The sequence below is a fragment of the Streptomyces sp. P17 genome (assembly GCF_032436805.1).
In the GTDB taxonomy this organism is placed as follows: Bacteria; Actinomycetota; Actinomycetes; order Streptomycetales; family Streptomycetaceae; genus Streptomyces.
In genome coordinates this window covers 125,782-140,222 of record NZ_JAVRBF010000001.1, presented here as the reverse complement: position 1 = coordinate 140,222, position 14,441 = coordinate 125,782, and the positions used below count along the sequence as shown (strand labels likewise).

The window sequence follows — 14,441 nt, the reverse complement described above, 5'->3', positions numbered from 1 at the left end:
AAATTTCGTGCAGGTTACATGATGGAGCGGTTCTCGGGAACCGGATACTCCGTTCCAGCATGCGGACGCCGCGGGGTGGCGGCAAGGCCGCGAAGAGCGGCCGAAAGTGATGGGGCCCGGCAGGGACAAGATCGATCAGATCGGTGCCTGTCGGACGGTGACGAGGAGGGCGTCGTCGCTCACCTCGCACAGGTGCGCGGCAGGCACCATTGCCCACAGCGCTTACGGCTCATGCCCGGTGGTTAAGCATTCGAAACCAGCGAGTAACGGCTACTTATGCGGCCCAACGCATAAGTTCCAGTCGCGCTATCCTACGGCCGTTCCGAACAGGCTGCCCAGGGCGTACGTCACACCGGCCGCGGCACCACCCAGGGCAAGTTGCCGCAAACCGCTGTACCACCAGGTGCGCGCGGTCACCTGGGCCACGACGGCACCGCAGCCGAAGAGCCCGGACAGCGCGAGCAGCACGGCGGGCCACAGCGCGGTCGCGCCGAGCAGATAGGGCAGTACGGGGAGCAGGGCGCCGACCGCGAAGGAGCCGAAGGAGGAAACGGCGGCGACGGTCGGCGAGGGCAGGTCGCCCGGATCGATCCCGAGTTCCTCGCGGGCGTGTATCTCCAGGGCCTGCTCGGGATCCCGGGAGAGCTGCCGGGCGACTTCGCCGGCGAGATGGGCGTCGACCCCGCGCGCCCGATACAGAGCGGCCAGCTCCGCCTCCTCGTCCTCCGGATGCTTGCGCAGCTCCCGCCGCTCGACATCCAGCTCGGCCTCGACGAGCTCGCGCTGCGAGGCTACGGAGGTGTACTCGCCGGCGGCCATGGAGAAGGCGCCGGCGGCAAGCCCGGCGAGCCCGGTCAGCACCACGGTCTGATGACTGACCTGCCCACCGGCGACACCGGTCATCAGGGCGAGGTTGGAGACGAGTCCGTCCATGGCACCGAAGACAGCGGGGCGCAGCCAGCCGCCGTTCACATCGCGGTGGGTGTGGTTGTCGCGGTGCGCCTCGTGGAGTGCGGCCTCGGTCTCGATGATGGCCATGTCGCTGGTCCCCCTCGGACTTAGGAAAGGCTATGTTTAGACAACTTCTATTCTTCGACAACCACCAATCTACGTCGTACATTTCATCGCCGCCAGCAAGGAAAGGCTGGTCTAACCTGCAGATTTCCATTTAGGCGCTCATTCGATAGATGGAGCGCACAGATGTCGACCGGGTGACGCTGAGGCGGGTGAGGCTCTCCCGCCCCCCTCCCGTGGGACACATCCGCAAAGGGCTCCGCGCCCTGGGAGCCCCGGAGGAGAGGCCGCGTATGGCATCGATCGCCTGCATCCCCTCGGTCCCGGCGCCGGGGGACGCCGCCGAACTCCGCGACCGGGCGCGGGGCGCGCTGCTGGGCCTGGCGGTAGGAGACGCGCTGGGAGCCCCGGCGGAAAACATGAAGCCATCAGAAATCCGAGCCCGCTGGGGCCGGATCACGGGCTACGTCGTCGACACCCCCTCCGGCACGGACGACACGGAGTACGCGATCTTCTCCGGCCTGCTGCTGGCCCGCCACGGCTCGGCGCTGACACCGGCGCATGTGGAGGCGGCCTGGCACGAGTGGATCGCGGACCGCGACGAGGGCCCGTTCCGGGGCGCCGGCTTCAGCGAGCGCGGCACCCTGGAGAACCTCCGCCGGGGCCTGGCGGCCCCCATCTCCGCGCAGCACCGCCACGCCTGGAGCGACGGCCTGGCCATGCGCGCGGCCCCCTTCGGCGTCTTCGCCGCCGGCCGCCCGGCCGAGGCGGCCCGCCTGGTGGCGATCGACGGCTCGGTGAGCCATGACGGCGAGGGCATCTACGGCGGTCAGGCGGTGGCGGCGGGAGTGGCGGCGGCGATGGCGGGCGCCCCCACGATCGCGGTAGTGGCCTCGGCCCTGGCGGTGGTCCCCGACGACTCCTGGACGGCCCGCTCCCTGCGCCGGGCGGTGGCGGTGGCCCACCGAGGCGAACGAGCGGTCCGCTCCGCGGTGGTCGTCGGCGGCTATCCCTGGACCGACCTGGCCCCCGAGGCGGTGGCCCTGGCCTTCGGCGCCTACGCGGCGGCGGACGGCGACTTCGTCCACTCGGTCCTGACAGCGGTGAACATGGGCCGGGACGCGGACACGACGGCGGCAGTGGCAGGCGCCCTGGCAGGAGCGACAGAGGGCGCGTCATCGATCCCGGCGGAGTGGGCAACGGCCATCGGCCCGGCCCGCGGCACCTGCCTGCCGGCGATGCGCGGCCACCACGTACTGGACGTGGCGGACCTGCTGACGCCGGGCGACTACGTACTGGCGGCGGAGGGGGAACAGTGACACTCAGGCCAGGCATGTCAGCCCGTCCGGCGTTCGAGGACGAGGCCCCTTCAGGGCCGACGGGGGTCCGGGGGGCGGAGCCCCCTGGCGGGGTCGAAGGGGCAGCGCCCCTGGGGAAGGGACGGGTAGGGGCGGCGGGGGCGCACACCCCCCGCAGAACCGAAGGCCTCCTGCTGGGCCTCGCCGCGGGCGACGCCGCCGGCTGGCCCGCCGCCCGCCACCGAGCCGCCCGCATGCCGGAATGGACCCGCCGCCTCACCCGCGAACTCGACACCTTCGCCGAACAGAACGCCACCACCACCCTCCCCGTCCCCATCGCCCTGAACCAACCCCCCGAGCCCCTCCGCCTCGGCCCCTCGGACGACGCGGAATGGGCAGCCTTCGCCGCAGAAGCCGTACTGAGAGCAGGCGACGACACAGCCCTCGGCGACCTCAGCCGCCACCGCCGCATGCGCGCGGCCATCGACCTCACCTGGAACGCCGTAGCCAGCGAGGTGGCCGCAGCAGCGGACCGCGCCCCCGAGGTCGAATCCGCGGTCCTCCCCCTCCGCGCCCGCATCTCCGTCCGCGCGGGCCTCGGCAACCTCGCCACCGGCCTGCGCCCACCCGCCACCGGCCACGACAACCCCCACTACTTCGACGACGCGGCCTGCATCCGGGCCTGCGTTCTGGCGGTGGCCCACCCCGGCGACCCCCAACTCGCCGCGGAACTGGCCGAGTTCGACGCCCACTACACCCAGGACGGCGACGGAGTCCACGGCGCCCGCGCCATGGCCGCGGCCCTCGCCCTGGCCCTCGCCGGCGCCGACCCGGCCACCTGCGTCGAAGCCGCCCTCGAAGAACTCCCGCCCGAGACCGAGATCGGCCGCAACGCCCGCCACGCCCTCACCCTCGCCGACGAGGCGGCCGGCGCCTTCGAACTCATCCCCCACCTGGAACACCAGATCGTCGACCACGTCTACAGCTACGGCATCGCAGCAGCCGAAACCGTCCCGGTCGCCCTCGCCCTCACCACCGCCGCGCACGGCCGCATCGCCGAAGCCGTCCCCGCCGCAGCCTGCCTCTCCCGGGTCGCCGACTCCGCCCCCGCCCTCGTCGGCGCCCTCACCGGCGCCCTCGGCGGCGGCGCCGCGATCCCCGCCTCCTGGCGCGATTCCTGCCGCACCCTCTCCGGCTGCGCCCTCCCCCGCCTCACCGGCACGGACCTCGTGGAACTCGCCGAACTCCTCGAAGCCACGCAACCGGCCGGGGCAGGAGGATGATTCGCCACATGAAGCCCAAAGCTCCAGAAAGCAACAAAGAGGCGAGCCTGGACGACCGGATCACCGGAGCACTCGTCGGAGCCGCCGTCGGGGACGCCCTGGGCGGCCCGGTCGAGGGCTACTCCCCCGACCAGATCGTCGAACGCCACGGCAGCCGCGTCCACGGCATCGTCGGCCCCTGGAACGGCGACGCCTGGCGCACGGCCCGCCCCATCGCGCCGTACCACAAGGGCGACGGCCACGTCACCGACGACACCTTGATGACCCACGCGCTGATCAGGGTCTACGCCACCGTCCGCGACCACCTCGACGCCTACGCCGTCGCCGACCACCTGGTCCCGGACCTGATGACGAACCCGCGCTGGATCCCCGAACTCGAATCCGAGGCTCTCCCTCTGCAGCGCATCTTCCTCGCCGAGAAATGGCTGGTGACCCGCCTCCACTACGGCCATGCGGACCCCCGAGAAGCCGGCACCGGCAACATCGTGAACTGCGGCGCCGCGATGTACATGGCCCCCGTGGGCCTCGTCAACGCGGCCAACCCACCCGCCGCCTACGCCGAGGCGCTCGACATCGCGGGCGCGCACCAGTCGTCGTACGGCCGTGAGGCCGCGGGAGTCTTCGCGGCGGCGGTCTCGGCGGCCTGCACCCCCGGGGCGACCCCGGACTCGGTGATCGCCACGTGCCTGTCCCTGGCGAAGGACGGCACACGCGAGGCGATCGAGAAGGTCTGCGAAGAAGCGGCCCAGCACAGCGAGTTCGAGTCGGTCCTGACGCCGCTGCGCCAAGCGGTGGCCCCGTACGACACGGTGGGCCCCGACTACCGCTCCCCGTCCCTCGGCGCCCGCCGCCCGTCCCGCCTGCACGCGATCGAGGAACTCCCCATCGCCCTGGGCATGTTGCTGCTGTCGGCGGGCGACTACCGCCAGGCAGTCCTCGGCTCGGTGAACTACGGCCGCGACTGCGACTCCATCGCCACGATGGCAGGCGCCCTCTCCGGCGCCCTGGGCCACCCGGTCCCCGAGGACTGGTCGAAACAGGTGGCCGACGCCAGCCGCCTGGACCTGTGGGAACCGGCACGCACGCTGACCGAGGTGACCCGCGAGATCTTCGAACAGGACGTACGCCGCCGCCGCGCCCACGAACAGGCGCTCACCCACCTCGGAGCCCCGGCATGCTCCGCCTGACGTGGGTCCAGCCGGAGGACCTGATCGGCCACGAGTTGCGCCAGGCGGCCCAGGACGGCCGGGAACCGTCGAGAATCGCGGCGCGCTGGAAGGCGGCGGGAGGCTTGGAGGCCCCACGGAGCGCAGGCGCGTCCCCCGACCCGGCGTCGCGCTACCTCCGCCTGCTGGCAAACGACCTGCTGGACGAACTGGCGGACCTGCCGAGCAAGGTGAAGGACCACGAGCCGACGGACCTGGAGAAGATCAAGTCCCGGTGCCCGAACTGGCCGAACGATCCCACTCCCACAGCACCCCCCACCCAGGCCGGCCTCGAAGCCGCCTGGCTGGGCAGAGCAGCCGGATGCCTCCTGGGCAAACCAGTGGAGAAACTCCCCTTGGCCGCCATCCGCGCCCTCGCCGAACCCACCGGCAACTGGCCTCCCACCACCTACTTCACCGCCAAGGGCGTCCCAGAAGGCCTCCTCTCCCAACACCCCTGGAACCGCCGCTCGGCAACCACCTCCCTCGCCGAGAACATCGACGGCATGCCCGAGGACGACGACCTCAACTACCCCCTCCTCAACCTGCTCCTCCTCCAACGCCACGGAAGAGACTTCACCACCACGGACGTAGCGGAGCTCTGGCTGAACGAACTCCCCGCCGGCCGCACCTTCACCGCGGAACGCATCGCCTACCGCAACCTCCTCTCCGGCCTGGAACCCCCACGCACAGCCGCCCACCGCAACCCCTTCCGCGAATGGATCGGCGCCCTGATCCGCGCCGACATGCACGGCTGGACCAACCCGGGAAACCCGGCGGCAGCGGCGGAACAGGCCCACAAGGACGCCACCCTCACCCACACCGCCAACGGCGTCTACGCGGCGATGTTCATCGCGGCCACCATCGCCCAGGCAGCGACCGGCACCGGGAACATCCACACCTGCCTGGCCACCGGCCTCACGGTCGTCCCCCCGGCCTCCCGCCTCGCCCAGGCCGTCCACCACGCCGTACAACTGGCCCAGAAACACGACGACTTCGACGCGGTCGTGGACGAACTCCACGCCGTCCACGCCGAAACCCACTGGGTCCACGCCATCCCCAACACCGCCCTGATCACCGCCGCCCTCGCTCACGCCGACGGCGACTTCACCGGCTCCATCTCCCGTGCCGTCTCCGGCGGTTGGGACACCGACTCCAACGGCGCCACGGCCGGCAGCATCGCCGGGCTCCTCGCGGGACACCCCGACGCCCTCCCCGACCACTGGACGGACCCGCTCAAGAACCGCCTGTCCACCTCCGTCGGCGACTTCAACGGCACCGGCTTCGACACCCTGGCCCACCTCACCCACCGGGAGGCACTCCGCCCATGACCCATATCGCCGTACTCGGCAGCACCAACATGGACCTCGTCGCCTTCGTCGAGAAGGCCCCCCAGCACGGAGAGACGGTCACCGGCCGCGAGTTCCGTACGATCCCCGGCGGCAAGGGCGCCAACCAGGCCATCGCCGCGGCCCGCGCGGGCGCCACCGTCTCGATGATCGGCGCCGTCGGCAACGACTCCTTCGGCACCCGGCTGCGCTCCACCCTCGAACACTCCGGTGTCGACACCGACCATCTGCGCACCACGGAAGGCCCCTCCGGCACCGCCCACATCGTCGTCGACGACCACGGCGGCAACGCGATCGTGGTGATCCCCGCCGCCAACGGCACCGTCGACCATCTCGCCCCCGGCGACGAGGGCCTCATCGCCTCCGCCGACGCACTGCTGCTCCAGCTGGAGATCCCGCTCGACGCCGTCCTCGCGGGCGCCCTGGCGGCCCGCGCCCACGGAGTCCGTACGATCCTCACCCCGGCCCCCGCCCAGCCGCTGCCCGTCGATCTCCTCAACGCCACCGACCTGTTGCTCCCCAACGAACACGAGGCCGCCACCCTCACCGGCCGCACCGACCCGCGCACCGCGGCCCTCGCCCTGCTCGACGAGGTCCCGGAGGTCGTCGTCACCCTGGGCGCGGCGGGCAGCCTGTACGCGGCCCGCGGCGCCGAACCGCTCATGGTCCCCGCGCCCCAGGTCACCGCCGTGGACACCACCGGCGCCGGCGACACCTTCGCCGGCACGCTCGCGGTGGCGCTCGCCGAGGGCCGCCCGATGCCGGACGCGCTGGCGTGGGCGGCCGCCGCGTCGGCGCTGTCGGTGCAGCGGCCCGGGGCCTCGGAGTCGATGCCGTACCGCCCGGAGATCGAGGCGCAGTACACGTCATGAGCCAAGCACCCCTCCACGGCCTGCGCGTCCTCGACCTCGCCACCCTCTTCGCCGGACCGCTCGCCGCCACGGCGCTCGGCGACTTCGGCGCGGAGGTCATCAAGGTCGAGCACCCCACCAAGCCCGACCCATCCCGCGGTCACGGCCCCGCCAAGGACGGCATCGGCCTGTGGTGGAAGCACCTCGGCCGCAACAAACGCACGATCACCCTGAACCTGTCGACCCCGGGCGGTCGCGCCACTTTGCTGCGCCTCGCCGCCACCGCGGACGTGATCATCGAGAACTTCCGCCCCGGCACCCTGGAGAAATGGGACCTCGGCTGGCCCGAACTGTCGGCCGCCAACCCCCGTCTCGTCCTCACCCGCGTCACCGGCTTCGGCCAGTTCGGGCCGTACGCCCACCGCCCCGGCTTCGGCACCCTCGCCGAGGCGATGAGCGGCTTCGCCGCGCTCACCGGCGAACCGGACGCGCCCCCGACGCTCCCGCCGTTCGGCCTCGCCGACTCGATCGCGGGCCTGGCGACGGCGTACGCCGTGCTCACCGCGCTCGCCGCCCGCGAGCGCACCGGCGAGGGCCAGGTCGTCGACCTCGCCCTCATCGAGCCGATGCTGTCGGTCCTCGGCCCCCAGCCCACCTGGTACGACCAGCTCGGCTACGTCCAGCAGCGCACCGGCAACCGCTCCGCGAACAACGCCCCGCGCAACACCTACCGCACCGCGGACGGCAGGTGGGTCGCCGTCTCCACCTCGGCCCAGTCGGTGGCGGAACGCGTGATGCGCCTGGTGGGCAGGCCCGACCTGATCGACGAGCCGTGGTTCGCCACGGGCGCCGACCGGGCCCGCCACGCCGACATCCTCGACCGGGCGGTCGGGGACTGGATCGCCGAGCGCACCCGCGACGAGGTCGTCGCGGCCTTCGAGAAGGCGGAAGCGGCGGTCGCCCCCATCCAGGACGTACGGGAGGTGATGACGGACCCGCAGTACCAGGCCCTCGACACCATCACCACGGTCCACGACCCCGAGCTCGGTCCGCTGCGTATGCAGAACGTCCTCTTCCGCCTCTCGGACACCCCCGGCGCGATCCGCTGGACCGGCCGCCCGCACGGCGCCGACACGGACGAGGTGCTCACCGAACTGGGCCTGACCCCGGCGGAGGTAGCGGCCCTGCGCACGGAAGGCGCCGTATGACGACGCCCCTGACCTGGCTGTACGCCCCCGCCGACCGCCCGCACCTCGTCGCCAAGGCCCTGCTGGCCGGGGCGGACGTGGTGGTGGTCGACCTGGAGGACGCGGTGGCCCCCGACCGCAAGGAGTACGCCCGAGCCGCCACGGCCGAGTTCCTCTCCGACCCGCAACCGCTCCCGGTGCACGTCCGGGTGAACGCCCTGGACGGCCCCCTGGCGGCAGCGGACCTGAAGGCCCTGGCCCACCTCCCGGGGGTATCGGCCCTGCGTCTGCCCAAGGTCACGTCCCCCGACCAGATCCGGCGGGTGGCGCGGTCCACCTCCCACCCCCTGTACGCCCTCCTGGAATCGGCCCTGGGCATCGAGCACGCGTACGCCGTGGCCAGGGCCCATCCCGCCGTGTGCGGCATCGCCCTGGGCGAGGCGGACCTCAAAGCCGACCTCGGCGCTCGCACCGACGCGGCCCTGGACTGGCCCCGCTCGCGAGTGATCGTCGCGGCCAGGGCGGCCGGGCTCCCGCCCCCACCCCAGTCGGTCCACCCCGACATCCGCGACCTGGCGGGCCTGGCAGCGACCTGCGCCCACGGCCGCGCCCTCGGCTTCCTGGGCCGCGCGGCCATCCACCCCCGCCAACTACCCGTCATCGAACGGGCCTACCTCCCCACGGAGGAGGAACTGGAGCGAGCGGAAACCATCATCAAGGCGGCAACGCGAAACGAGGGCGCCCAGGCCCTGCAGGACGGCACCTTCATCGACGCGGCGGTGGTGGCAGCGGCGCAGCGCACCCTGTCCCTGGCCCACCGCCGAGGCTAGTGCCGCGACAGGCAACGTTCGCCCCGTCGCGGCACTAGGGGGTGTTTTGAAAGTCCTGTGCGGTGCCCGCGGTGTTCGGTGCGTGCCCTCGGCGTGCCGGACGAAGGCCCTCGTACTGGACGTACTTGGGTCTTTGGCCGGTGCGGCGAGGGTGCGTGCCGGGCGCCGTGGGTGCTGTGCGGGACTTTCAAAACACCCCCTAGGTACGACAAAGGGCGCCCGGAAAGCTCCGAGCGCCCTCACCGTCGTACGAAGACTTGTCAGCCCTTCTTCGCCGACCCCGCCTCGTCGTTGGCATCGTCCTCCATGTCCGAGGAAACCTCGGAGGACTCGGTGTCGGCCTTCTCCTGCGAAGCGTCCTCTTCGGCGTCGGCCGAACCGCCGGAGTCCGCCGCACCCGGCTCCACGACCGCTTCCCGCCCGGGCCGCTTCTTCGCGGAGAGCACGAAGTAGAGCACCGCCAGCAGGAACACGAACAGCGCGGTCCAGTTGTTCAGCCGCAGGCCCAGGATTTCGTGGGCCTTGTCGACGCGCAGGTACTCGATCCAGAACCGGCCCACGCAGTACGCCGCGACATACAGCGCGAACGCCCGCCCGTGCCCCAGCTTGAACCGACGGTCGGCCCAGATGACGAGCAGCGCGACGCCGATGCACCACAGCGACTCGTACAGGAAGGTCGGGTGGTACGTCCCGGGCACCCGCCCGTCCGAGGAGGACGTGATCTCCACGGCCCAGGGCAGGTCCGTGGCCTTGCCGTACAGCTCCTGGTTGAACCAGTTGCCCCAGCGGCCGATGGCCTGGGCGAGGGCGATACCGGGGGCGACGGCGTCGGCGTACGCGGGCATCGGGATGCCCCGGCGCCGGCAGCCGATCCACGCGCCGAGCCCGCCGAAGGCGATGGCGCCCCAGATGCCGAGGCCGCCCTCCCAGATCTTGAAGGCGTCCACCCAGTCACGGCCCTCGCTGAAGTACAGCTGGTAGTCCGTGATCACGTGGTAGAGGCGCCCGCCGACCAGGCCGAAGGGTACGGCCCATACCGCGATGTCGGCCACCGTGCCGGCCCGGCCGCCGCGGGCGATCCAGCGTTTGTTGCCGAGCCAGACGGCGACGAAGACGCCGATGATGATGCAGAACGCGTAGCCTCGCAGCGGAATGGGGCCGAGGTGGATCACTCCGCGCGACGGGCTGGGAATGTAGGCAAGTTCCATGGCAAGGTCGACGCTACCCTGCCGAGCGGGGCACGCGTCAGGCGGCCCGGCTACGGCTCCATAACGGGCGGGCCCTCGCGCCTCATCCCTGGGCCGCCTCCTGCACCTGCTGCTTCAGCTTCTCGGGCGTCATCGACTGGTCCTGGTAGATGTTCTTGCCGTCGAGCAGCACGGTCGGCGTGCCGGTGAAGCCACCACTGCGGAAGGCCGCGTTCGACTTCTCGACCCAGCTGTTGTGCGTGCCCTTCTCCACACAGGTGCGGAACGCGGGCGTGTCCAGTCCTTCGACCTTGGCCGCCAGCTCGAAGAGCTTGCTGTTGTCGGCGAAGGCGTCGTCGGTCTCGGTGGGCTGGTTCTGGTAGAGCACGTCGTGGTAGTCGACGAACTTTCCGACGTCCTGGGCGCAGGCCGCCGCGTTGGCGGCGTTGCGGGAGCCGGTGCCGCCCAGATTGCCGTCGATGATCGTCACGAGGCGGTACTCCACCCTGAGCTGGCCCGCGCCGGTCAGCTCATGGATCGTCGAGCGGTAGGCGGCCTCGAAGGCCTTACAGGCCGGGCATCGGAAGTCTTCCCAGACGACGAGGGTCGACTTGGCGCTGTCCTTGCCGACCGGGATCGCCAGGCTGTCCTCGCCCTGGGCGCCCGAGGGCGCGACGACGGTCCCTGCGGATTCGCTGTCGTCGTCCTTGCCGGCATTGGCGGCGATCACGCCGATCACCGCCGCGAGCGCCAGCACGCAGACGACGCTCGCGCCGACGATCAGCGCGCGCCGTCGCTTCTCCGCTGCCTTCTGCTTCTCTCGCTCTGCCGCCATCCGCTCCCGGGCGGTGCGCTTTCCCTCACGGTTCTTCTCGCTCACACCCCGGAAACGAACCGGGGAGGCGCCCAGCGCCTCCCCGGTCCCAGGTCCACCCGTTCGAGTGACCCATGCGAAACGCCCCGTCCGAGGACGAGATCTACGCCTGCCCGCGCACGCCCTTCGCCAGGTCACCGGCGAGCGCCCGGACGCCCTCGATGCCGGCCGCGTGGTCCGGCGCGTCCAGCATCCGCTTCACGAAGGCCGAGCCCACGATCACCCCGTCGGCGAATCCGGCGACCTCGGCCGCCTGCGCGGCGTTGGAGACACCGAGCCCGACGCAGACGGGCAACCCGGTGCCGGTGCCGCGGGTGCGCTCGACCAGGTCCTGCGCCTGCGCGCCGACCGACTCGCGCGTGCCGGTGACGCCCATCAGCGAGGCCGCGTAGACGAACCCGCTGCCCACCGCGGCCATCTGCGCGAGCCGCTCGTCCTTGCTGCTCGGCGCCACCACGAAGACGGTCGCGAGCCCGTGCTTCTCGGCGTGCTCCCGCCACAGCGCCGACTCCTGCACCGGCAGGTCGGGCAGGATGCACCCGGCGCCGCCCGCCTCCGCGAGCTCGGCGGTGAACCGCTCGACGCCGTAGCGGTCGATGGGGTTCCAGTACGTCATCACGAGCACCGGCTTGCCGGTGGCCTCGAAGGTCTCGCGGACCGTGCGCATGACGTCCGCGATCCTGACCCCGCCGCGCAGGGCGATGTCGTCGGCGGTCTGGATGACGGGACCGTCGAGGACGGGGTCGCTGTGCGGCAGACCGACCTCCACGACGTCCGCGCCGCCCTCGAAGGCGGCCTTGATCGCCTCGATACCGCCGTCCACGGTCGGGAATCCGGCCGGGAGGTAGGCGATGAGCGCCGAACGCCCCTCCGCCTTGGCGGCGGCGAGGGTGTCGGACAGCAGCTGAATGTTCCCGCTCACTTGGCGTCCCCCTCGATCTCGGCGGTGTCGGCGGCGTTCGCCGCGACCTCGGCGTCGGTGTCGTACAGGCCGAAGTAGCGGGCGGCCGTGTCCATGTCCTTGTCGCCACGGCCGGACAGGTTGACCACGATCAGCCCGCCCTTGCCCAGCTCACGGCCGACCTCCAGGGCCCCGGCCAGCGCGTGGGCGCTCTCGATGGCCGGGATGATGCCCTCGGTGCGCGACAGCAGACGCAGCGCCTGCATGGCGGCGTCGTCGGTGACCGCGCGGTACTCGGCGCGGCCGCTGTCCTTGAGGTAGGAGTGCTCGGGCCCGATGCCCGGGTAGTCCAGACCGGCCGAGATCGAGTACGGCTCGGTGATCTGGCCTTCGTCGTCCTGGAGGACGTACGACCGCGAACCGTGCAGGATGCCCGGCTCGCCCGCGGTCAGCGTGGCCGCGTGCTCGCCGGTCTCGACGCCGTGGCCGGCGGGCTCGCAGCCGATGAGGCGTACGTCCGCGTCGGGGATGAAGGCGTGGAAGAGGCCGATGGCGTTGGAGCCGCCGCCGACGCAGGCGACGGCGGCGTCGGGCAGCCGTCCGGCGCGCTCCAGGAGCTGGCGGCGGGCCTCCACGCCGATGACGCGGTGGAAGTCGCGGACCATGGCCGGGAAGGGGTGCGGGCCGGCGACCGTACCGAAGAGGTAGTGGGTGTGGTCGACGTTGGCGACCCAGTCGCGGAAGGCCTCGTTGATGGCGTCCTTCAGCGTGCGGCTGCCGGACTTCACGGCGATGACCTCGGCGCCGAGCATGCGCATCCGGGCCACGTTGAGGGCCTGGCGCTGGGTGTCGATCTCGCCCATGTAGATGGTGCAGTCGAGGCCGAACAGGGCGCAGGCCGTCGCCGTCGCTACGCCGTGCTGGCCGGCGCCGGTCTCGGCGATGACGCGGGTCTTGCCCATGCGCTTGGTGAGCAGGGCCTGGCCGAGCACGTTGTTGATCTTGTGCGAGCCGGTGTGGTTGAGGTCCTCGCGCTTGAGGAAGATCCTCGCGCCGCCCGCGTGTTCCGCGAAACGGGGGACCTCGGTGAGCGCCGAAGGGCGGCCCGTGTAGTTGACGAGCAGGTCGTCCAGTTCACGGGCGAACTCGGGGTCGTGCTTGGCCTTGTCGTACTCGACGGCGACCTCGTCCACGGCGGCGACGAGGGCCTCCGGGATGAACTTGCCGCCGAATGCCCCGAAGTAACCTTCGGCGCTGGGTACTTGACCGTCGGGGTCAGGGATGAAGAACTCGCTGGGCATGCGGAAACCTCACGGTGAGTGTGTGTTGAGTGCACTATTCGCCGTGGGGGCGGAGATGGTCAGTTCGCTGCGAGACCGTTGTGGCTGGTCACGCCCGCGCGGCGGTAGCCGCAAATTGGACAGAGCCCCGCGCCCCTATCGGGGCGCTGCCATCGACGTCCGTTCACCTGTCCCGGCTCGTCTCCGATGACGTACCGCACGCGACGGCCGTGCACCCTGCGTGCGGGGGCGCGGCAGCCACGGGGGCGGCAGCCGCGCGCGAGGCGGGCGTACCTGTCCGTGGTTGCCGTCGTGAGAGTCATCGCGCCAAAGCCTATCGAAAGATCAGCCGCGCCCGTGCCGCAATGCCGGGTGCTCGCCCGCTGCCACCAGGTCCGCCACCGCCGACTTGGGGTCGCGGCCGGTGACGAGGGACTCGCCCACCAGGACCGCGTCGGCGCCGGCGTTGGCGTAGGCGATGAGGTCGTGCGGGCCGCGTACGCCGGACTCGGCCACCTTGACGACGCCGGCCGGGACCTCGGGGGCGACGCGCTCGAAGGTGCCGCGGTCGACCTCAAGGGTCTTGAGGTTGCGGGCGTTGACGCCGATGATCTTGGCGCCCGCGTCCACGGCGCGCTCGACCTCGTCCTCGTCGTGCACCTCGACCAGCGGGGTCAGGCCGATGGACACCGCGCGCTCGATCAGCGACTCCAGGGCCGACTGGTCGAGGGCCGCGACGATCAGCAGCGCGAGGTCGGCGCCGTACGCGCGGGCCTCCCACAGCTGGTACGACGTGACGATGAAGTCCTTGCGCAGGACCGGGATGTCCACGCGCGCGCGGACCGCTTCCAGGTCGGCCAGCGAGCCGCCGAAGCGCCGCTGCTCGGTCAGTACGGAGATGACGGCCGCGCCGCCCGCCTCGTAGTCCGCGGCGAGTCCGGCCGGGTCGGCGATCGCGGCCAGCGCGCCCTTGGAGGGGCTGGACCGCTTGACCTCGCAGATCACCTTGACGCCCTCGCCCTTGAGCGCGGCGACCCCGTCCTTGGCCGCGGGAGCCTTCGCCGCGCGCTCCTTGAGCTCGTCGAGGCTGACGCGCGCCTGCCGCTCCGCGAGGTCGGCACGGACTCCGTCGATGATCTCGTCGAGCACACTCACGCGAGCGGCCCCCTTCCCGATGCGATG

Annotated in this window: 14 protein-coding genes; 7 read left to right on the top strand and 7 right to left on the bottom strand. The window is 71.7% G+C overall.

Annotated elements, in window-relative coordinates:
- Nucleotides 1-306 precede the first annotated feature (306 nt).
- Nucleotides 307-1,038, bottom strand: coding sequence for a VIT1/CCC1 transporter family protein (locus RMT89_RS00670; RefSeq protein WP_315881898.1), 732 nt, complete (start codon nt 1,036-1,038; stop codon nt 307-309).
- A gap of 269 nt (nt 1,039-1,307) precedes the next feature.
- Here RMT89_RS00670 and RMT89_RS00665 point away from each other — a divergent pair, with 269 nt between their 5' ends.
- Genes RMT89_RS00665 through RMT89_RS00635 form a run of 7 tightly spaced genes read left to right on the top strand, consistent with a single transcriptional unit; the run spans nt 1,308 to nt 9,017 of the window.
- Nucleotides 1,308-2,333 (top strand): ADP-ribosylglycohydrolase family protein, encoded by a 1,026-nt coding sequence (locus RMT89_RS00665; RefSeq protein ID WP_315881897.1) that lies wholly within the window; start codon nt 1,308-1,310, stop codon nt 2,331-2,333.
- A gap of 14 nt (nt 2,334-2,347) precedes the next feature.
- On the top strand, nt 2,348-3,595 hold the full coding sequence (locus tag RMT89_RS00660) for an ADP-ribosylglycohydrolase family protein (protein ID WP_315881896.1): 1,248 nt from the start codon (nt 2,348-2,350) through the stop codon (nt 3,593-3,595).
- A gap of 8 nt (nt 3,596-3,603) precedes the next feature.
- Entirely contained in the window at nt 3,604-4,782 is a 1,179-nt protein-coding gene (locus RMT89_RS00655; RefSeq protein ID WP_315881895.1) for an ADP-ribosylglycohydrolase family protein, read from the top strand.
- Nucleotides 4,770-6,131 carry an ADP-ribosylglycohydrolase family protein gene (locus RMT89_RS00650; protein WP_315881894.1) on the top strand — a complete coding sequence of 454 codons (1,362 nt, stop codon included), beginning with the start codon at nt 4,770-4,772 and terminating at the stop codon, nt 6,129-6,131. The genes RMT89_RS00655 and RMT89_RS00650 overlap by 13 nt, the downstream gene beginning before the upstream one ends.
- A complete protein-coding gene (gene rbsK / locus RMT89_RS00645) occupies nt 6,128-7,021 on the top strand; it encodes a ribokinase (protein WP_315881893.1) in 894 nt (297 codons plus the stop codon). Before RMT89_RS00650 ends, rbsK begins: the two co-directional genes overlap by 4 nt.
- On the top strand, nt 7,018-8,208 hold the full coding sequence (locus tag RMT89_RS00640) for a CoA transferase (protein ID WP_315881892.1): 1,191 nt from the start codon (nt 7,018-7,020) through the stop codon (nt 8,206-8,208). The genes rbsK and RMT89_RS00640 overlap by 4 nt, the downstream gene beginning before the upstream one ends.
- Entirely contained in the window at nt 8,205-9,017 is an 813-nt protein-coding gene (locus RMT89_RS00635; RefSeq protein ID WP_315881891.1) for a CoA ester lyase, read from the top strand. Before RMT89_RS00640 ends, RMT89_RS00635 begins: the two co-directional genes overlap by 4 nt.
- Nucleotides 9,018-9,277: 260 nt before the next feature.
- Here RMT89_RS00635 and lgt read toward each other — a convergent pair whose 3' ends face one another.
- The 6 genes from lgt to trpC all read right to left on the bottom strand — a co-directional run bounded on the left by lgt (nt 9,278) and on the right by trpC (nt 14,414).
- Nucleotides 9,278-10,225, bottom strand: coding sequence for a prolipoprotein diacylglyceryl transferase (gene lgt, locus RMT89_RS00630; protein WP_315881890.1), 948 nt, complete (start codon nt 10,223-10,225; stop codon nt 9,278-9,280).
- A gap of 82 nt (nt 10,226-10,307) precedes the next feature.
- Entirely contained in the window at nt 10,308-11,084 is a 777-nt protein-coding gene (locus RMT89_RS00625; RefSeq protein ID WP_315881889.1) for a thioredoxin domain-containing protein, read from the bottom strand.
- Between the two features lie 97 nt (nt 11,085-11,181).
- The gene (gene trpA, locus RMT89_RS00620) at nt 11,182-12,000 is read right to left on the bottom strand and encodes a tryptophan synthase subunit alpha (protein WP_315881888.1); all 819 of its coding nucleotides are present in this window, start codon (nt 11,998-12,000) and stop codon (nt 11,182-11,184) included.
- Nucleotides 11,997-13,280, bottom strand: a complete 1,284-nt coding sequence (gene trpB, locus RMT89_RS00615; protein ID WP_315881887.1) for a tryptophan synthase subunit beta — start codon at nt 13,278-13,280, stop codon at nt 11,997-11,999. Before trpB ends, trpA begins: the two co-directional genes overlap by 4 nt.
- A gap of 59 nt (nt 13,281-13,339) precedes the next feature.
- The gene (trpM, locus tag RMT89_RS45825) at nt 13,340-13,582 is read right to left on the bottom strand and encodes a tryptophan biosynthesis modulator TrpM (RefSeq protein WP_399497381.1); all 243 of its coding nucleotides are present in this window, start codon (nt 13,580-13,582) and stop codon (nt 13,340-13,342) included.
- Between the two features lie 22 nt (nt 13,583-13,604).
- Entirely contained in the window at nt 13,605-14,414 is an 810-nt protein-coding gene (gene trpC / locus RMT89_RS00610) for an indole-3-glycerol phosphate synthase TrpC (protein ID WP_315881886.1), read from the bottom strand.
- Between the last annotated feature and the right edge of the window lie 27 nt (nt 14,415-14,441).